At 74.1% G+C, this 17,456-nt stretch carries 14 protein-coding genes and 1 pseudogene; 9 read left to right on the top strand and 6 right to left on the bottom strand.

The features are described from left to right. The first annotated feature begins 136 nt into the window (after positions 1 to 136). The 5 genes from RM844_RS00075 (at position 137) to RM844_RS00055 (ending at position 5,209) form a co-directional block, all read left to right on the top strand. Positions 137 to 1,087 (top strand): coiled-coil domain-containing protein, encoded by a 951-nt coding sequence (locus RM844_RS00075; protein ID WP_311663192.1) that lies wholly within the window; start codon positions 137 to 139, stop codon positions 1,085 to 1,087. Between the two features lie 101 nt (positions 1,088 to 1,188). Further along, a complete protein-coding gene (locus RM844_RS00070) occupies positions 1,189 to 2,121 on the top strand; it encodes an ATP-binding cassette domain-containing protein (protein ID WP_311663190.1) in 933 nt (310 codons plus the stop codon). Between the two features lie 3 nt (positions 2,122 to 2,124). After that, entirely contained in the window at positions 2,125 to 2,892 is a 768-nt protein-coding gene (locus tag RM844_RS00065) for an ABC transporter permease (RefSeq protein ID WP_311663189.1), read from the top strand. 185 nt (positions 2,893 to 3,077) lie between these two features. After that, complete coding sequence (locus RM844_RS00060) at positions 3,078 to 4,193, top strand: ABC transporter ATP-binding protein (RefSeq protein WP_311663187.1); 1,116 nt, start codon at positions 3,078 to 3,080, stop codon at positions 4,191 to 4,193. Then, positions 4,190 to 5,209 carry an ABC transporter permease gene (locus RM844_RS00055; protein WP_311663185.1) on the top strand — a complete coding sequence of 340 codons (1,020 nt, stop codon included), beginning with the start codon at positions 4,190 to 4,192 and terminating at the stop codon, positions 5,207 to 5,209. Before RM844_RS00060 ends, RM844_RS00055 begins: the two co-directional genes overlap by 4 nt. Before the next feature lie 66 nt (positions 5,210 to 5,275). On the opposite strand, the gene RM844_RS00050 is transcribed toward RM844_RS00055, so the two are convergent. Then, positions 5,276 to 6,499 carry an MFS transporter gene (locus tag RM844_RS00050; RefSeq protein ID WP_311663183.1) on the bottom strand — a complete coding sequence of 408 codons (1,224 nt, stop codon included), beginning with the start codon at positions 6,497 to 6,499 and terminating at the stop codon, positions 5,276 to 5,278. A gap of 169 nt (positions 6,500 to 6,668) precedes the next feature. On the opposite strand from RM844_RS00050, the gene RM844_RS00045 reads away from it, so the two are divergent. Next, a complete protein-coding gene (locus RM844_RS00045; RefSeq protein ID WP_311663181.1) occupies positions 6,669 to 7,127 on the top strand; it encodes a MarR family winged helix-turn-helix transcriptional regulator in 459 nt (152 codons plus the stop codon). A 618-nt stretch (positions 7,128 to 7,745) separates the two neighbouring features. Here RM844_RS00045 and RM844_RS00040 read toward each other — a convergent pair. Next, complete coding sequence (locus tag RM844_RS00040; protein WP_394814375.1) at positions 7,746 to 7,991, bottom strand: ATP/GTP-binding protein; 246 nt, start codon at positions 7,989 to 7,991, stop codon at positions 7,746 to 7,748. Positions 7,992 to 8,332: 341 nt separating this feature from the next. On the opposite strand from RM844_RS00040, the gene RM844_RS00035 reads away from it, so the two are divergent. Continuing rightward, on the top strand, positions 8,333 to 9,448 hold the full coding sequence (locus RM844_RS00035; RefSeq protein WP_311663177.1) for an LLM class flavin-dependent oxidoreductase: 1,116 nt from the start codon (positions 8,333 to 8,335) through the stop codon (positions 9,446 to 9,448). Here the strand turns inward: RM844_RS00035 and RM844_RS00030 are convergent. The 3 genes and pseudogenes from RM844_RS00030 to RM844_RS00020 form a co-directional block, all read right to left on the bottom strand. Next, the gene (locus RM844_RS00030; RefSeq protein ID WP_311663175.1) at positions 9,409 to 9,801 is read right to left on the bottom strand and encodes an SCO5389 family protein; all 393 of its coding nucleotides are present in this window, start codon (positions 9,799 to 9,801) and stop codon (positions 9,409 to 9,411) included. The two genes, RM844_RS00035 and RM844_RS00030, sit on opposite strands and share 40 nt — an antisense overlap. 240 nt (positions 9,802 to 10,041) lie before the next feature. Next, a complete protein-coding gene (locus RM844_RS00025) occupies positions 10,042 to 10,734 on the bottom strand; it encodes a response regulator (RefSeq protein WP_311663173.1) in 693 nt (230 codons plus the stop codon). Between the two features lie 14 nt (positions 10,735 to 10,748). Continuing rightward, positions 10,749 to 12,330 (bottom strand): annotated as a pseudogene (locus RM844_RS00020) (sensor histidine kinase); the annotation flags it as partial. A 239-nt stretch (positions 12,331 to 12,569) separates the two neighbouring features. Between RM844_RS00020 and RM844_RS00015 the strand changes: the two are divergent. Both RM844_RS00015 and nucS read left to right on the top strand, forming a co-directional pair. Beyond that, the gene (locus RM844_RS00015) at positions 12,570 to 14,120 is read left to right on the top strand and encodes a cation:dicarboxylate symporter family transporter (RefSeq protein WP_311663171.1); all 1,551 of its coding nucleotides are present in this window, start codon (positions 12,570 to 12,572) and stop codon (positions 14,118 to 14,120) included. 51 nt (positions 14,121 to 14,171) lie between these two features. Continuing rightward, positions 14,172 to 14,849 (top strand): endonuclease NucS, encoded by a 678-nt coding sequence (gene nucS, locus RM844_RS00010; RefSeq protein WP_311663169.1) that lies wholly within the window; start codon positions 14,172 to 14,174, stop codon positions 14,847 to 14,849. A 67-nt stretch (positions 14,850 to 14,916) separates the two neighbouring features. Here nucS and RM844_RS00005 read toward each other — a convergent pair whose 3' ends face one another. Further along, on the bottom strand, positions 14,917 to 17,244 hold the full coding sequence (locus RM844_RS00005) for an ATP-binding protein (protein WP_311663167.1): 2,328 nt from the start codon (positions 17,242 to 17,244) through the stop codon (positions 14,917 to 14,919). Positions 17,245 to 17,456 lie beyond the last annotated feature (212 nt).

Raw genomic sequence — 17,456 nt, 5'->3', positions numbered from 1 at the left:
AGGATGAATCCTCCGAGGGCACGGACCCCGCCCGAATCAGTCACTGGTTCAACTTCCTGGGAGCCACACCTCGAAGCGCAGAACGCCAAGCCCCGAGTCCCCTACTCACTCACCCGTCTGAATCGACAGGAACCCCATGAGCGACACTTCCTCTTCCCCATTCGGCTTCGAGCTCGTTCGGCGTGGCTACGACCGCGGGCAGGTGGAGGACCGCATCTCCAAGCTCGTCGCGGATCGCGACGGCGCGTTGGCGCGCATCACCTCCCTGGAGAAGCGAATCGAGGAGCTGCACCTCGAAACGCAGAACGCCCAGGCCCAGATCAGCGACTCCGAGCCGTCCTACGCCGGGCTGGGTGCCCGGGTGGAGAAGATCCTGCGCCTCGCCGAAGAAGAGGCCAAGGATCTGCGCGAGGAGGCCCGCCGGTCCGCCGAGCAGCACCGGGAGCTGGCCGAGGGCGCGGCCCAGCAGGTGCGGAACGACGCCGAGGCGTACGCGGCCGAGCGCAAGCAGAAGGCCGAGGAGGACGGCGCCCGGATCGTCGAGAAGGCCCAGGGCGAGGCCGCGGCCACCCGGGCCGACGCCGACAAGGACGCCCAGGCCAAGCGCGAGGAGGCGGACGCCCTCTTCGAGGACACCCGCGCCAAGGCGGCCCAGGCGGCGGCCGACTTCGAGACCAACCTGGCCAAGCGTCGGGAGCAGTCGGAGCGTGACCTGGCCTCGCGTCAGGCGAAGGCGGAGAAGCGGCTGGCGGAGATCGAGCACCGCGCCGAGCAGCTGCGGCTGGAGGCGGAGAAGCTCCGCACCGACGCCGAGCGCCGGGCCCGCCAGACGGTGGAGACCGCGCAGCGGCAGGCCGAGGACATCGTGGCGGACGCCAACGCGAAGGCCGACCGCATCCGCAGCGAGTCCGAGCGCGAGCTGGCCGCCCTGACCAACCGCCGGGACAGCATCAACGCCCAGCTGACCAACGTCCGCGAGATGCTCGCCACGCTGACCGGTGCCCAGGTGGCCGCCGCGTCGCTGGGCGACTCGGACGACGGCGACGAGGGCCTGGGCAAGGGCGTCCCGGCCCAGCAGTCGCGCTGAGTCGTCGCCAGCCCGACGGCCCCGAGCCGGCCGTCACCCCAACGGGCCAGGGCCCGCCGCCTGAACGGGCGGCGGGCCCTTCCGCGTCCTAGCGTCGAGGCATGATCGAGCTGGCGGGACTGACCAAGCGGTACGGTCTGAAGACCGCGGTGCGGGAGCTGACCTGTGTGATCAGGCCCGGCCTGGTCACCGGCTTCCTGGGGCCGAACGGCGCCGGCAAGTCCACCACGATGCGGATGATCCTCGGGCTCGACCATCCGACGGCCGGCGAGGCCCGGGTGGAGGGGAAGCCGTACGCGCGGCTGACCGACCCGCTGACCGTGGTGGGCGCACTGCTGGAGGCCAGGGCGGTGCACCCGGGCCGGACCGCCTACCACCACCTGCTGTGCCTGGCGCAGAGCAACGGCGTGCCGCGGCGCCGGGTCGGCGAGGTGCTCGACCTGGTGGGCCTCGGCCCGGTGGCCAGGAAGCGGCCCCGCGGCTTCTCCCTCGGCATGGGCCAACGGCTGGGCATCGCCAGCGCGTTGCTGGGTGACCCGCGGATCCTGATCTTCGACGAGCCGGTCAACGGGCTGGACCCGGAGGGCATCCACTGGGTGCGGAACCTGATCCGCAGCCTGGCCGCCGACGGCCGGACGGTGTTCGTCTCCAGCCACCTGATGAGCGAGATGGCGCTCACCGCCGACCACCTGATCGTGATCGGGCAGGGGCAGTTGCTGGCGGACACCTCGATGGCGGACTTCATCGAGGAGAACGCCCGCTCCACCACCCGGGTCAGGTCGCCGGACCAGGAGGCGCTGCGGGACGCGCTGGCGGACGCCGGGCTCACCGCCGAGCCGGCGCGCGGGCCGGGCGCCGAGGGGGCCTGGGAGCTGGCCGGCGACCAGACGGAGCCGGTCGGCCGGCTGGCCGCTGACCGTGGCCTGGTGCTGCACGAACTGTGCCTGCATCGGGCCTCGTTGGAGGAGGCGTTCATGCGACTGACCAGTCAGGCCGTCGAGTACCAGGCGCGGGGCCGCGCCCCGGAGGGCTGAGCCGTGTCGCACGCGAGCCGGGTGCTGCGCTCCGAGTGGACGAAGATCCGCACCGTCCGGGCCACGCTGTGGACGCTGGCCTGCGCGCTGGTGGTGACGGTCGCGCTGGGCATGCTGGTCAGCGGGCTGCTCAACCACACCTTCGACGACCTGTCGCAGCGGGAGCGGCTGACCTTCGACCCGACGTTCACCAGCTTCGCCGGCATCTCGCTGGGGCAGTTGGCGATGATCGCCTTCGGGATCCTGGTGGTCTCCAGCGAGTACAGCACCGGGATGATCCGGGCCTCGCTGACCGCGGTGCCGGTGCGCGGGCAGCTGCTGGCGGCCAAGGTGGCGGTGGCCACCGCGCTGGCGCTGGCGGTGGGCCTGCTGACCAGCTTCGCGGCCTTCCTGCTCGGCCAGTTGATGCTGGGCGGGCACCGCACCGACCTGTCGGCGCCCGGGGTGCCGCGGGCGGTCCTCGGCGCCGGCCTCTACCTGGGGCTGATCGCGCTCTTCGCGATGGCGGTGAGCTGGCTGCTGCGCAGCCCGCTGCTCTCCTTCGGGGTGCAGATCCCGTTCTTCTTCATGATCTCCAGCATCCTGGCGAACGTCCCGGCCACCGAGAAGCTCGGCCGGTACCTGCCGGACCAGGCGGGTTCCCGGATCATGGCGGTGGTGGACGACGGCAGCTGGCCGTACGGCCCGTGGACCGGGCTGTTGATCATGCTCGCCTGGACCGCGGCCGCGCTGCTCGCCGGCTATGTCACGCTCCGCCGCCGGGACGCCTGAACCGGGCGTCCGGGCGGGAAACGGGCACCTGCGGCGCGGGAACGGGCGCCGGTTCGCCGAACTGGTGCGAGCTTGGAACAAGCGGTTTGCCTGAACGTGAAGGTCGGGGACTAGGGTCTGCGGGGACGGGGGCGAGTTGCGGCCGTGGGCCCATGCCCCACCCCAGACAACCAGGGTGACGCTAGATGATCGAGGCAACCGGCCTGACGAAGAGCTACGGCTCCAAGACGGCCGTCTACAACCTGACCTTCCGGGTGCAACCCGGCAAGGTCACCGGCTTCCTGGGCCCGAACGGCGCCGGCAAGTCCACCACGATGCGGATGATCCTCGGGCTGGACGCGCCGAGCGCCGGCACGGTGACCATCGGCGGCTACCAGTACCGGCAGCTGCCCAACGCGCCCCGGCAGGTGGGCGCGTTGCTGGACGCCAACGCCAAGCACGGTGGCCGCAGCGCCCGTTCGCACCTGCTGTGCCTGGCGCAGCTCTCCGGCATACCGGCCCGCCGGGTGGACGAGGTGCTGGACGTGGTCGGCCTGTCCCAGGTCGCGGCGAAGCGCTCCAAGGGCTTCTCGCTCGGCATGGGGCAGCGGCTCGGCATCGCCACCGCGCTGCTCGGCGACCCGCAGGTGCTGCTCTTCGACGAGCCGGTCAACGGGCTTGACCCGGAGGGCATCCGCTGGGTGCGTGAGCTGATGCGGCGGCTGGCGAGCGAGGGCCGGACGGTCTTCGTCTCCAGCCACCTGATGAGCGAGATGGCGCAGACCGCGGACCACCTGATCGTCATCGGCCGGGGCCAGTTGATGGCCGACCAGCCGGTGAACGACTTCATCGAGCAGAACTCCACCAGCTTCGCGCGGGTGCGCACCCCGGACAGCGAGGAGCAGCAGCGGGAGAAGCTGGTCCGGGTCCTCGCCGAGGCGGGCGGCCAGGTGCAGCAGGAGCCGGAGGGCACGCTCCGGGTGGTCGGCCTCGAACTGCCCAGGATCAGCGAGTTGGCGCACCAGGCCGACGTCCGGCTGTGGGAGCTGTCACCGCACCACGCCTCGCTGGAGGAGGCGTACATGCGGATGACGCAGGGCGCCGTGGACTACCGCTCCACCGCCGACCAGCGGGCCGGGCTCCAGGGCCAGCCGCCGCAGGTGGCCGGCTACGGCCCGCCGCAGGCCGCCGGCTACCCGCCCCCGCAGGGTGGCTTCGGCCCGCCGCCCGGCGCGCCGGCCGGGCCGGTGCCCGCCGGTCCCCCGGTCGCGCAGCCGGCCGCCGCGAGCCCCGCCCCGTACCGCCCCGAGGACGCCCGATGAGCACTCCGCCCCCGCCGCAGCAGTCCCCCCAGCCGCCGGCCGCCCCGCCCGCCCAGCAGGCGTTCGGGCAGCAGGCACCCCCGGCCCAGCAGCCGTTCGCCCAGCAGCCGCCGGCCCAGCAGGCTCCGGGTCAACAGGCGCCCGGCCAGCCGGCGTTCGCCGGTGGCGGCTACAGCTCACCGATCCCGGTGGTGAAGACGCACCTCGGGCACGCCCTCGCCTCCGAGTGGACCAAGATCCGCACGGTGCGCTCCACCATGTGGACGCTGGCCCTCACCCTGGTCCTGACCGTGGGCATCGGCCTGGCCTTCGCCGCCGCGCTGAGCAGCGACGACTACACCGGGATGCCGCTGCTGGCCGGCGGCTACTTCGGCCTGATGTTCAGCCAGATCTGCGTGATCACCCTGGGCGTGCTGGTGGTCACCTCCGAGTTCGCCACCGGCATGATCAGGACCACCTTCACCGCCTGCCCGCAGCGGCCCCGGGTGCTGCTCGCCAAGGCGCTGGTCTTCTTCGGCCTGGCCTTCACGGTGACCCTGGTGGCCACCTCGCTGACCGCGTTGATCCACTCCTCCATGCTCGGCGGCCAGACGGTGCCCGACTGGGACTGGGACGACCCGATCATGGAGGGCTCGGTGGAGAACGGCGAGCTGATCGCCTCCAGCGGGCACTGGATGGGCGCCACGGTGGGCGCCTCGCTCTACGTCGCGCTGCTCGGCCTGATGGCGCTGGCCGTCGGCACCCTGCTGCGGCACTCGGCCGGGGCGATCACCTTCATGCTGGGCGTGGTGCTGGTGCCGCTGCTGGCCGCCATGTTCATGGTCGGTGAGGCGCTGTCCGGCCTGCGGGACGCGCTGATCGAGTACTCCCCGCTGAACGGGCTGGCCTCGCTCTTCCGGATCCCGATGATCGGTGAGGAGCCGACCACCGGCTGGGGCATGCTGGGCCTGCTGGCCGCGGTCACCGCGGCCCTGCTGGCCGCCGCCTTCGCCCGGCTGACCACCACCGACGTCTGACCGTCACCGCGTCCGACCGGTCCGCGGACCGACCGCTCACCGACCGCCGCCCGGTGGCCCCAGGGGTCACCGGGCGGCGGGCTGTCGCGGCCCGTCTGCGGCCACGGCGGCGCGGGCCGGGCGCCGCCGCTCCAGGCCGGCGGCGAGCACGGCGAGCCCCAGCGCGGCGAGGGCCATCGCCGCGCCCACCGCGTTCGGCGTGGCCGGCCCGCCGCCGGCCGACAGCACCAGCCCACCCAGCCAGGCGGCGATGGCGTTGCCCAGGTTGAAGGCGCCGATGTTCATCGCGGAGGCCAGCGTCGGCGCCTGCGCCGCGTGGTCCAGGATGCGCTTCTGGAGCGGCGCAACGGTCGCGAAGCCGAACGCCCCGACCAGCGTCAGCGTCACCGCCGCCGCCAGCCGGTCGTGCGCGGTGACGGTGAACGCCGCCAGGGTCAGCGCCAGCGCGGCCAACGAGCCGTAGAGCAGCGGCATCAGCGCCCGGTCGGCGAGCCGCCCGCCCACCAGGTTGCCGGCCACCAGGCCCACCCCGAAGAGCACCAGCAGCCAGGTCACGCTCGACTCGGCGTAGCCGGCGGCGTCCGTCATCATCGGCGCGACATAGGTGATGGCGGCGAAGACCCCGCCGAAGCCGAGCACCGTGATCGCCATGGCCAGCAGCACCTGCGGATCGCGCAGCGCCACCAGCTCGCGCCGCACCCCGCCGGCCGTCCCCGGCCGCCCGCCGACGCCCGGCCCGTCGCCGGTGCCGGCCGGCACCAGGGCGGCGAGCCCGACCAGCGCGACCACCCCGATCACCGCCACCAGCGCGAAGGTCAGCCGCCAGCTCACCCGCTGCCCGAGCAGTGTCCCGGCGGGCACCCCGAGCACGTTGGCGAGGGTCAGCCCGGTGAACATCAACGCGATGGCGCTGGCCCGCCGTTCGGGCCTGACCAGCGTCGCGGCGACCATCGAGCCGACGCCGAAGAACACCCCGTGCGCCAGGGCGGCGATCACCCGGCCGGCGAGCAGCACGCCGAACGACGGCGCCAGCGCGGCGATCGCGTTGCCCAGCGTGAAGAGCACCATCATCAGCATCAGCAGGCGCTTGCGCGACACCCGCGCCCCGGCGATGGCCAGCACGGGGGCGCCGACCAGGACGCCCAGCGCGTACCAGGTGGCGATGAGCCCCGCGGTGGGGATCGAGACGCCGAACTCCCCCGCCACCTCGGGGAGCAGGCCGGTGACCACGAACTCGGTGGTGCCGATACCGAAGGCCCCGACAGCCAGGGCCAGTACCGCGAGCGGCATGACTGCACTCCTCGGTGTTCCCGCGCACCCAGATGGATGCACACGACGATTACCAGCTTCGAAAATAGTTGCACACGCCGGTTAAAGGCAAGCGCACACTTCAGGCCCCTGCGCTACCCTGAGAAGCGAGGCCGCCGGAGACGGCGGCGAGGACGGCGAGGAGGCGGCGATGGCACGTTCCGACACGGGCCTCGCCCAGGGCTGGTGCGCCCTCTCCGCCCTCCACGACCGCATCGAGGCGCACATCGAACGCGCCCTGCAGAGCGGCCACGGGCTGAGCGTCCGCGAGTACTCGGTGCTCGACGTGCTGAGCCGGCAGGAGTCGGGCGACGGCCACCACTTCCGGATGAGCGAGCTGGCCGACGCCGTCGTGCTGAGCCAGAGCGCCACCACCCGGCTGGTCAACCGCCTGGAGGAGCGCGGCCTGCTGACCCGCTACCTGTGCCCGACCGACCGCCGGGGCATCTACACCGAGGTCACCGAGGCGGGCCGCGCCCTCCTCGACGAGGCCCGCCCCACCAACGACGCCGCCCTGCGCGAGGCGCTCGACCAGGCCGAACAACGCCCGGAGCTCACCCCCCTGGTCACCGCCGTCCGCGCCCTCCCCGCCCCCGCCCGCACCGACTGACGCGGAGACGGGCTCCCCCACCCGCCGAGTCCCGGCGAAGCCGGACCACGACCGGAAGACGGCACCGGCGCTCCGACACCCCCACCCGTGGGCGAAGACAGCCACGGCCGACCCCGGCGACCGAGGCCGGCGGGCCGGCGAATCCGGCGACCGGCGGCCCGGACCGAGCCACCGCGCTGGCCCGCGCCGGCGGCCGCCGGCGCGGCCGGGCAACAGCGCGGGCGGCGGCGTCGCAGACGCACCACGGCGGCGAAGCCGCTGGCGCCCGCGGTCGGCCCACCCCCGTACCGCCCCCGCGAGAACGTCATCCGCATCCCCGGCGAAGCCGGGCAACAACGACCGGCGGACGACGGCCGCCCCCGGGCGGTCGAGCCTGGCGGCAACGAGGTGGCAACACCAAGGGCGTGCGACACGGCGAAGCCGGCCGGCACGCGAGGCCGGCACAAACCGCGACAGCGTGACCCACACCCCGGCGAAGCCGAAGCACCGCCAGCCCAGGCCGAACCGCCGTTGGCGTGCCAAGCCAGGGCAGCGACAGACGGCGGGTGCCACCGTCGGCGGCGGGCGACGGCCGTCCCCGGGCGGCCGAGCCGGCCGACACGGCCCCCGGCGAAGCCGTCAGTAGCGAGGGGCGTTCCGGGTGCGGAGGGGCCGCGCGCCCCGGCGGTCGCGGGCGTTCCAGCAGGCCCGGTGCCAGTGCCGGCGGTCCTCGACGGCGCCCATGCTGGGCCAGCTCACCACGTGCGGCACGCCGGGCGGGATCTCCTGGTCGCAGCCCGGGCAGCGGTAGTGCTTGGCGGCCGCGGCGCCGGTGACCCCGCGGACCACCCACTCCTCGCCCCGCCACTCGTCGGTGCGCTCCACACCGTACTCGCGGGGCCCTTCGCCGCCCGTTGACGGCTGCTGACGACCGCGCGGGCGGTTGCGACGCGGGGACACGGAACACCTCGACGGGGCTGGCGGTTGGGCGGGCTGGCTCGGCCGGCCCGAGTGGCGCGCCGTCGCGCCGGACGCGCACCGGAGTGCGGGGAGCCGACAACGCAACCGAGTTTACGCGGACCCTCGACCAGCCCCGTTGATGATCATCGGAAAAACCTGCCGCGGTCCCGTGCCCTTGGCACGTGTCACGCGTTAAGGCCCATGGGGAGACCCGGAACGAGGCAGGTCACGGCGAGCACGCCAGGGGCCGCGAGGAGGGTGGCGTCATGGGGAGCCTACGGATAGGGACATTTGTGCTGGCCGGTCAGTATCCGGGCCAGCCGCAACAGGAGGCGCTGGACCGCGCGGTCCGCTCCGTCGAGGTGGCCGACGAGGTCGGCCTGGACTCCGTCTGGCTGGCCGAACACCACTTCGTCCCCTACGGCCTGTGCCCATCAGCGGTCACGCTGGCCGCGCTGCTGCTCGGCCGGACCCGCCGGATCACCGTGGGCACGGCGGTCAGCGTGCTCTCCACCCAGCATCCGGTGGCCCTCGGCGAGCAGGCGGCGCTGCTCCACCTGACCTCGGGGGGTCGGTTCACGCTCGGGGTGGGGCGCGGCGGCCCATGGGTGGATCTGGAGGTCTTCGGGACCGGCCGGGAGGCGCTGGAGCGGGATTTCCCCGAGTCCCTCGACCTGCTGCTGCGCTGGCTGACCCAGCCGGCGGTGGACGCGGCCGGCGAGCGGTTCAGGTTCCGTTCCGTGCCGGTGACGCCGAGCGGCGGGGACGGCGCCGAGCCGCCGCCCGTGGTGGTCGCCTGCACCTCCCCCGACACGGTGCGGCTGGCGGCCAGACGTGGCCTGCCGATGCTGCTGGGGATGCACATCGGGGACGAGGAGAAGGCCGAGATGGTGGCCCTGTGGCGGGACACGGCCAGGGAGGCGGGGGTGCCGCCGGAGGTGGTGCGCGCGGCCGACCACGTGGCGGCGGGCGTGGGGCAGGTCGGCGACAGCCACACGGAGGCGGTGCAGACACTCCGGCGGGCGCTGCCCGGCTGGCTGCGCCAGGGGCTGGCCGCGCACCAGACGCTGGACGGCGGGCCGCGGGCCATGCGCGATCCGTTCGCCTACACCGAGCTGCTCTGCGAGCTGCATCCGGTGGGCGATCCCCAGCTGTGCGCCGACCGGTTGGCCCGGACCAGCGAGCTGACGGGCATCACCCGTTTCGCGCTGCTGGTCGAGGGGTCGGGCGAGAGCGCGGCCACCGAGCGGAACGTCCGCCGGCTGGCCGCCGAGGTGCTGCCGCTCCTCCCCGGACCGGCGGGGAAGGCGGCAGCGACCGGTACCTCCGTACGGGACGGCGCTCAGCAGTCGCGCAGCTCCGGCGACTGGTTGAGTATCTGACCGCGCACCGAGGTGAACCGGGCGAGCCGCTCGTCGCTGGCGGCGCCGAGCGGGAAGACGGCGACCCGGTGGCAGTTCTGGAACGCGAGCCGGACGCCGAAGTGCCGCTGTAGGGCACCCCTGATGGCGTCGCTGGCCAGCGCCCGCAGCAACTGCCCCCGTGCCTGCTCGTCCGGGGGCGGGGTGGTGTTGTCGGCGAACTCACCGCCGTCCACCTGTAGTCGGGCTACCAGGTTGCTGATCATGTCCCAGGCGAAGGGCAGGGACGTCCGTATGCAGTCAACGAACTCGGCTTCGTCAACCTCGCCCCGCTCGGCCTGTTCCAGCAACGCCGGTGAGACGTCGAGCGACATGGGTTTCTCCTCTCGCGACCCCGTGTCGGGGTCTGCCGCGGACTGGCCCGAGGAAGTGACACCGCACCAACGCGGCACTGACGTGCGTACGTTCGAGCGGCGACTCCTGCGCTCACGTTAGGCCCGGTGAGCGCCGGGTGTCAGTGGATTGGGCACATAACTGGCCACTGTCGAAGTCATCGAATCCCACCCATACCAGACGCCTCTGACCTCACCCGGTTACCACCTCACCACCCCCGGCTAACCCACCTCATCCAGCCAGCGGTAGCACAGCTCGGGACGGCCGACCTGACCGTAGCGCGGGGCCCGCGCGGCGCGGGCGGTGGCGACCAGATGTTCCAGGTAGCGGCGGGCGGTGATCCGGGAGACACCGACCCGCTCGGCGGCCGCCGTCGCGGTCAGCCCCTCGGAGGCCTGGCGCAGCGCGTCGATCACCGCCAACAGGGTCGGCTGGCTGAGCCCCTTGGGCAGCGGGACGGCCGCCGGGGAGCGCAGCGCCGCCAGCGTCCGGTCCACCTCCTCCTGCCCGCCGGCCTCCCCAACGGCGCCGCGGAACGCCGCGTACCGCACCAGTCGGTCACGGAGCGTGGCGAAGGTGAAGGGCTTGAGCACGTACTGGACCACGCCGAGCGAGACCCCCTCCCGCACCACGGTCAGGTCGCGGGCCGAGGTCACCGCGATCACGTCGACGGCGTGCCCGGCGCCGCGCAGCGAGCGCAGCAGCCGCAGGCCGTGGCCGTCCGGCAGGTAGAGGTCGAGCAGCAGCAGGTCAATCTCGGTGCCGGCGAGCAGCCGGGCGGTCTCCGCCCCGGTCCGCGCGGTGCCGCGCACCACGAAGCCGGGCACCCGCTCCACATAGCCGCGGTGTGCCTCGGCGGCCAGCGGCTCGTCCTCCACCACCAGCACCCGGACCGGTCCCGCGCCCCCGCTCACGCCGCCCCCGTCCACAGCGGCAGCCGGACGGTGAGCCGGGCGCCGCCCGACGCCGCCCTGGCCACCTCGACGGTGCCCCGGTTACGGCGCACCGCCTGCCGCACCAGGGCGAGGCCGACGCCGCGCCCGCCGGCCCGCCCCTCGCCGGTGGCCGGCTTGGTGCTCCAGCCCCAGTCGAAGGCGGCGTCCGCGGCCTCCTCGCCGAGGCCGCCGCCGGAGTCGCTCACCTCCAGCAGCAGCTCGTGTTCCCCGGCGTGCGCCCGGACCACCACGCGCCGTCTCCATCGCCGCCTCCATCGCGTTGTCGATCAGGTTCCCCAGGATGGTGACCAGGTCCCTGGGGGGCAGGGACGGCGGCAGCACCCCGTCGTCGATCCTGCTGTCCTCGGTGAGCAGCAGCTCGACGCCGCGCTCGTTGGCCTGCGCCGCCTTGCCCAACAGCAGGGCGGCGAGGACGGGTTCGGCCACCGCGTCCACCACCCGGTCGGTGAGCGCCTGGGCAAGCTCCAACTCGGCGGTGGCGAACTCCACCGCCTCCTCGGCCCGCCCCAGCTCGATCAGCGCCACCACCGCGTGCAGCCGGTTGGCCGCCTCGTGCGCCTGGGCGCGCAGCGCGTCGGTGAACGCGAGCGCCGAGTCCAGCTCGCCGGCCAGCTCCTGGAGTTCGGTGTGATCGCGGAGCGTGACCACGGTGCCGCGCTGGCCGCCGTCGGAGACCGGCGCGGTGTTGACCAGCAGCACCCGGTCCTCGGTCACCCGCACCTCGTCCACCACCGGTGCCGGCGCCCGCAGCGTCGCCAGCAGCGCGGGCGGCAGCGCCAACTCGTCCAGCGGTCGGCCGACCGGCTCGGCGGGCAGCCCGAGCAGTTCCAGGCCGGCGTCGTTGACCAACGCTATTCGGCCATCCCCATCCAGCAGCAGCAGTCCCTCCCGCAACGCCCGGAGCGTGGCCTGGTGGTAGTCGTACATCCGGCTCAATTCGGCCGCGTTCATTCCGTGGGTGTGCCGGCGGAGCCGCAGATTGACCGCGTAGGTGCCCGCCCCGCCCAGCGCCAGGGCGCCGCCGGCCACCACCAGCAGGCCACTGACCTGGTCGGCGACCCGGCGGCCTATGGTCTCGACGGCCAGGCCGGCACTCACCAGCGCGATGATCTCGCCGTCCGCGCGCACCGGGGTGACCACCCGCACCGAGCGGCCCAGGGTGCCGGTGTAGGACTCGGTGAAGGTCTCGCCGGCGAGGGCGCGTTCGGTGTGGCCGAGAAAGGTCTCTCCGATGCGGTCCGGGTTGGGATGGGTCAGCCGCCGCCCGTCAGGTCGCATGATGGTGACGAAGGTGATGCCGGTGTCGCGCCTGACCTGTTCCGCGTAGGGCTGGAGTTGGCCGCTGGGGTCCTCGGAGCCGAGCGCGGCCAGCACGGAGGGCGCGTCCGCGATGGTCCGCGCCACCACGGTCACCTCGGTCCTGGCCGCCTCCTCGGCCTGGTCCCGGCTGCTGAGGTAGGTAAAGACGGCGCAGCCGGCCACCACCAGGGTGACCAGCAGCACCTGCACGGCGAAGAGCTGGCCGGCCAGACTGCGCGGACGGGGAAGAGCCATGGCGCCCAGTGTGGTCAGCCGGCACGTTGACCGAAACCCAACGTCGCGGTGTTCTCGCTGGCCCGTCCCGTGGGGTGGCACCTGGCGACGGGGGCGGGCGGGCCGGTGTCAGCGAACTCAATGAACACAAGGGTGACCCAGGTCACGGCCGGATGGATAGTCGCAGGGCTCCCCGCCCGCCGCCCCGGGGCGAGGGGCGGAGCCTCCCCCACCGACTCCGCGACGACGAGGAGATCCCCGTGGCCACGTCCCCCGACACGCCCACCAATCCGCCGCAGGCGCAGCCGAAGGGCGCGAGACGGCGCGACCGGACGCACTACCTCTACGTGTTCGTCATCCTGGCGGTGGTCGCCGGTGTCACCGTCGGGCTGGTCGCGCCCGGGGCGGCCGTCGAGCTGAAGCCGCTCGGCACCGGCTTCGTCAACCTGATCAAGATGATCATCTCGCCGGTGATCTTCTGCACCATCGTGCTGGGCATCGGCTCGGTCCGGAAGGCCGCCAAGGTCGGCGCGGTGGGCGGGCTGGCACTCGGGTACTTCATGGTGATGTCCGCGCTGGCGCTGGTGATCGGCCTGGTGGTGGGCAACCTGCTGGAGCCGGGCTCCGGGCTCGACATCACCGAGGCGACCAGGGACGCGGGCGCGGCGCAGGCCGAGGGCGCCAGCGAGTCCACCGCGGACTTCCTGCTGGGCATCATCCCGACCTCCTTCGCCTCCGCCTTCACCGAGGGCGAGGTGCTCCAGACGCTGCTGGTCGCGCTCTTCACCGGGTTCGCGCTGCAGGGCATGGGCCGGGCCGGCGAGCCGCTGCTGCGCGGGGTCCAGCACCTCCAGCGGCTGGTCTTCCGGGTGCTGGCGATGATCATGTGGGTGGCCCCGGTCGGCGCCTTCGGGGCGATGGCGGCGGTGATCGGCGAGACCGGCGTGGACGCGCTGCGCTCGCTGGCCGTCATCATGATCGGCTTCTACGTCACCTGTGTGATCTTTGTGCTGCTGGTGCTCGGGGTGCTGCTGTGGGCGGTGGCCAGGGTCAACATCTTCTCGCTGCTGCGCTACCTGGGCCGCGAGTTCCTGCTGATCCTCTCCACCTCATCGTCGGAGTCGGCGCTCCCCCGGCTGATCGGGAAGATGGAGCACCTGGGGGTGAGCAAGCCGGTGGTCGGCATCACCGTGCCGACCGGCTACTCGTTCAACCTGGACGGCACCGCCATCTACCTCACCATGGCCTCGCTCTTCATCGCCGAGGTGATGGGCGACCCGCTCTCCCTGGGCGAGCAGGTCAGCCTGCTGCTGTTCATGGTGATCGCCTCCAAGGGCGCGGCCGGCGTCACCGGCGCCGGGCTCGCCACGCTGGCCGGCGGGCTCCAGTCGCACCGGCCCGAACTGCTGGACGGGGTCGGCCTGATCGTCGGCATCGACCGCTTCATGAGCGAGGCCAGGGCGCTGACCAACTTCGCCGGCAACGCGGTGGCCACGGTGCTGATCGGCACCTGGACCAGGGAGTTGGACCGGGAACGGGCCAGCGCCGTGCTCTCCGGCCGGCTGCCCTTCGACGAGTCCACCCTGGTCGACGACGCGCACGGCGGCGCCCCGCAGGACGACGCCGACCCGTCCGACGGCACTGACCGGGGCGAGGCCGACCGGGGCGGGGCCGACCGGGGCGGGGCCGTCAACGAGCGGGCCGCGGACGGCGGTCGGGAGGAGCCGGCCGAGGTGCCGGCGCCGCTGGCCAAGCGGCCCACCGAGCCGGCCGGCGCCGCCGGCGACGACGAGGGCGCGCGAGCCCGCTGAGCCCGGCGGAGGGCGGCGGTGCCGGCCGGCGACAGCCTCTAGGCTGACCATATGCGTCTTGTCATCGCTCGCTGCTCGGTCGACTACGTCGGCCGGCTCACCGCCCACCTGCCCATGGCTCCCCGGCTCGTCCTGGTCAAGGCCGACAACTCGGTCTCCGTGCACGCGGACGACCGCGCCTACAAGCCGCTGAACTGGATGTCCCCGCCCTGCACCCTGAAGGAGGCCGAGGCGGAGGACGGCGGCGGCCGGGTGTGGACGGTGGTCAACAAGGCGGGCGAGAAGCTGATCATCACCATGGAGGAGGTGCTCCACGACTCCTCGCACGAGCTGGGCGTGGACCCCGGCCTGATCAAGGACGGCGTGGAGGCGCATCTCCAGGAACTGCTGGCGGACCGGATGGAGACCCTCGGCGAGGGCTGGAGCCTGATCCGCCGCGAGTACCCGACCGCCATCGGCCCGGTCGACATCCTGGGCCGGGACGCCGAGGGCGGCACGGTGGCGGTGGAGATCAAGCGGCGCGGTGAGATCGACGGCGTCGAGCAGCTGACCCGCTACCTGGAACTGCTCAACCGCGACCCCCATCTCGCCCCGGTGCAGGGCCTGTTCGCGGCGCAGGAGATCAAGCCGCAGGCCCGGACGCTGGCGACGGACCGGGGCATCCGCTGCGTCACGCTGGACTACAACGCGCTGCGCGGCATCGAGGACGACAAGCTACGGCTCTTCTGACCCGGCCGTTGTGAACCGCCGTCCGCCCCCCACCCGCCCGGTCGGCCAGGCGGGTGGGGGGCGGCGGTCAGCCGGCCGTGCCCCGGTCCGCGCCGGGCGCGGCCGGCTCCGCCGGGGCGGCGTCCTCGGTCGAGGTGGGCGTGGCGTCCGGGCCGCCGCTGGCCCCCTCGGTGGGGTCCTCCGTCGGCTCGTCGGTCGGCTCGTCCGTGGGCTCGTCGGTCGGCTCCTCGGTGGGTTCCTCCTCCGTCGGCTCCTCGGTCGGCTCGTCCGTCGGGTCGTCCGAGGGGTCCTCGGTCGGCTCCTCCGGGGCACCGTCGCCGCCCGCCGCGTCCTCCCCCGGGTCGCCGGTCTCCTCCGGCGTGGGGTCGGCGGTGGTCGGATCGGGCGTGGTGGGCTCCTCGGTCGGCTCCGGGTCAGGCGCCTCCGCCTCGGTCGTCGGCGCCGAACTGGGCTCCTCCGGCTCCTCGTCGGTCGGCTCCTCGGCCGTCGTCTCGTCCACCACCAGCGCGTCCTCGTCCTCGGCGACGGCCGGGTCCTTGCGGGTGACGTTCTCCCCGTCGTCGGTGTCGCCCGAGGTCAGGCCGAGGGCGACCACCGTGCCGAGGAGGGCGGCCAGCACCGCGCCGGCGCCGGTGTACACCGCGTTCCGCCGGTTGGCCCGGGCGACCAGCTGCCGCAGCGTGGGCCGGGGCGCCTCGGGCGAGCGGCCCTGGATCACCAGGGTCAACTCGGCCGCCTCGGGGGACCCCGCGGCCGCCGGGATCTCCCTGGTCTCCGCCTCGTCGGCGCCGTCAGCCCCGTTGACCTCCGGCGGCGGCTGCTGGGTGAGCAGCAGCGGCGCACCGGCCGGCGGGGTGTGCGCCGGCGTCGCGCCGGGCGGCCGGCCGAGGTCCTCCAGCAGGGCCAGCGCCCGGCGGCCGGCGACCGCGCCGCCGGTGTCCGAGAGCACCCCGCGCAGCGCCGTCGCCGCCTCCAACTCGGCCCGGGCCCTGGCCAGCTGCCCCTCGCAGATGGCCAACACGCCCAACTCGTGGTGGAAGTACGCCTCGGCGGCGACCAGGCCGGCCTCCCTGGCCGCCTCCTGCCCGGTGCGCAGCGACCGCTCCCAGGCGCCCCAGCGGGGGCCGAGCGCCAGCAGCGGGGCGGCCAGCCGGACCAGCTCCACCACCTCGTCGGCCAACCCGGCCTGCTGGGCGGCGCGCTGCGCGGCCAGCAGCACGTCCGCCTGGGCCACCGCCTCCGCCGCCGGCACCCCGGCGTCGGCCAGCCACCAGATGAAGTGCCGGGTGAGCGAGTCCGTCCGCACGGCGGCCTCGGCGGCCAGCTCCGAACCGGCCAGCGCGGCCAACGCGTCGGGCGCCAGCCGGCGCCGGCGGCCGACCCGGCTGAGCAGGCCGCAGTCGATCAACTCCGTGTAGGCGGCGGCCACCTCGTCGTCGCCGGTGAGGGCGGGCAGCGCCGCCGGGTCGGGCAGCTCGCCGCCGAGCGCGACGGCGGTCCGCAACAACTCCCTGGCGCCGGGGGACATCTCGGCGGCCAGCACCCCCACCAGCCCGTCCACCGGCGGCAGCGGGCCGCCGCCGTCCACCGCCCGGTACCGCAACACGGCGCCGGCCCGCACGAAGTACGGCGGCCGGCCCTCGCCCGCCCGGGCCAGCTCGTCCGCCCAGGCGGCCTCGGCCGGGGTCAGCTCCCGGGCGACGGCCAGCGAGAGCAACTCGCGGCCGGCCGCGGGCTCCAGGCCGGCCACCGGGACGTCCAGCACCCCGGAACCGGCCGCCGGGGCCGGCGTGTCGGGCAGCTGGGCCAGCACATAGGCGCACTCGGGGGTGGCGGCCAGCAACTCCTCCAGCGCGGCGCCGCCGAACTCCACGTCGTCCAGCACCACCACGGCGCCGACCTCGCGCAGCGCGGCGGCCAACTCGGCGGGCCCCGGACGGTAGTCGCTGACCCGGTGGACCGCGGCGTACAGCTCGTGCAGCAGGTCCCGGACGGTGCGGCGGTGGCCGCTGAGCCGGACCACGCCGTCGGGCGCGAGGCCGGCGCAGTCCTCGGCGACGGCGGCCAGCAGCGCGCTGCGGCCCACTCCGGTGGGGCCGGTGAGCCGCACCGAACGGCCGCCGGCGAGCAGCCCGCGGAGCTGGGCACGCGTCTCCTCACGGGCGAGCAGCGGCGGGCCGGGCTCGGCGTCGGCCGGGACGGCGACGGCGGGCGTCCGACGCGGCGCTATCGGCCGGCGGCCGGGCGGGCAGGGCTCGATCTCGCTGCCGTCGATCGGGTTGACGGTGAGCAGGAAGTCGCCCGCGATCAGCCAGGCCGCTCGCCCCGCGCCTTCGCCGGCGTCACTGGGCCGCGCGGGCTGGTCGGCGGGGGTCGCGGGGTGGTTGAGGTCCATGGGTCAGTGTCTCTCGGCAGTCATGCGGCCAGGCCGCCGGGGTGGATGCGTCCCACGCTACCCGCGGCCTGTGACAGAACGAACGTCGGCGGGCGAATTCCGGGTGGCCCGCCCTCCGTTACCGCCCGCCCCTGGCGGGCGCCGGGGGCCGCCGCAGTCGGGTCGGTGGTGCGTGGCGTTGGTGGTCGGTGGTGCGCGGGGTGGGTGGGTGG

The sequence above is a fragment of the Streptomyces chisholmiae genome (assembly GCF_031845445.1).
Classification (GTDB): domain Bacteria; phylum Actinomycetota; class Actinomycetes; order Streptomycetales; family Streptomycetaceae; genus Streptomyces; species Streptomyces chisholmiae.
This window is presented reverse-complemented; position numbering and strand designations above follow the sequence as displayed.

Bases quoted from the DNA above. Each gene is read 5' to 3' on its own strand.
- RM844_RS00075 (WP_311663192.1), top strand. From the start codon at position 137: ATGAGCGACACTTCCTCTTCCCCATTCGGCTTCGAGCTCGTTCGGCGT.
- RM844_RS00070 (WP_311663190.1), top strand. From the start codon at position 1,189: ATGATCGAGCTGGCGGGACTGACCAAGCGGTACGGTCTGAAGACCGCG.
- RM844_RS00060 (WP_311663187.1), top strand. From the start codon at position 3,078: ATGATCGAGGCAACCGGCCTGACGAAGAGCTACGGCTCCAAGACGGCC.
- RM844_RS00055 (WP_311663185.1), top strand. From the start codon at position 4,190: ATGAGCACTCCGCCCCCGCCGCAGCAGTCCCCCCAGCCGCCGGCCGCC.
- RM844_RS00050 (WP_311663183.1), bottom strand. From the start codon at position 6,499: ATGCCGCTCGCGGTACTGGCCCTGGCTGTCGGGGCCTTCGGTATCGGC.
- RM844_RS00045 (WP_311663181.1), top strand. From the start codon at position 6,669: ATGGCACGTTCCGACACGGGCCTCGCCCAGGGCTGGTGCGCCCTCTCC.
- RM844_RS00035 (WP_311663177.1), top strand. From the start codon at position 8,333: ATGGGGAGCCTACGGATAGGGACATTTGTGCTGGCCGGTCAGTATCCG.
- RM844_RS00030 (WP_311663175.1), bottom strand. From the start codon at position 9,801: ATGTCGCTCGACGTCTCACCGGCGTTGCTGGAACAGGCCGAGCGGGGC.
- nucS (WP_311663169.1), top strand. From the start codon at position 14,172: ATGCGTCTTGTCATCGCTCGCTGCTCGGTCGACTACGTCGGCCGGCTC.
- RM844_RS00005 (WP_311663167.1), bottom strand. From the start codon at position 17,244: ATGGACCTCAACCACCCCGCGACCCCCGCCGACCAGCCCGCGCGGCCC.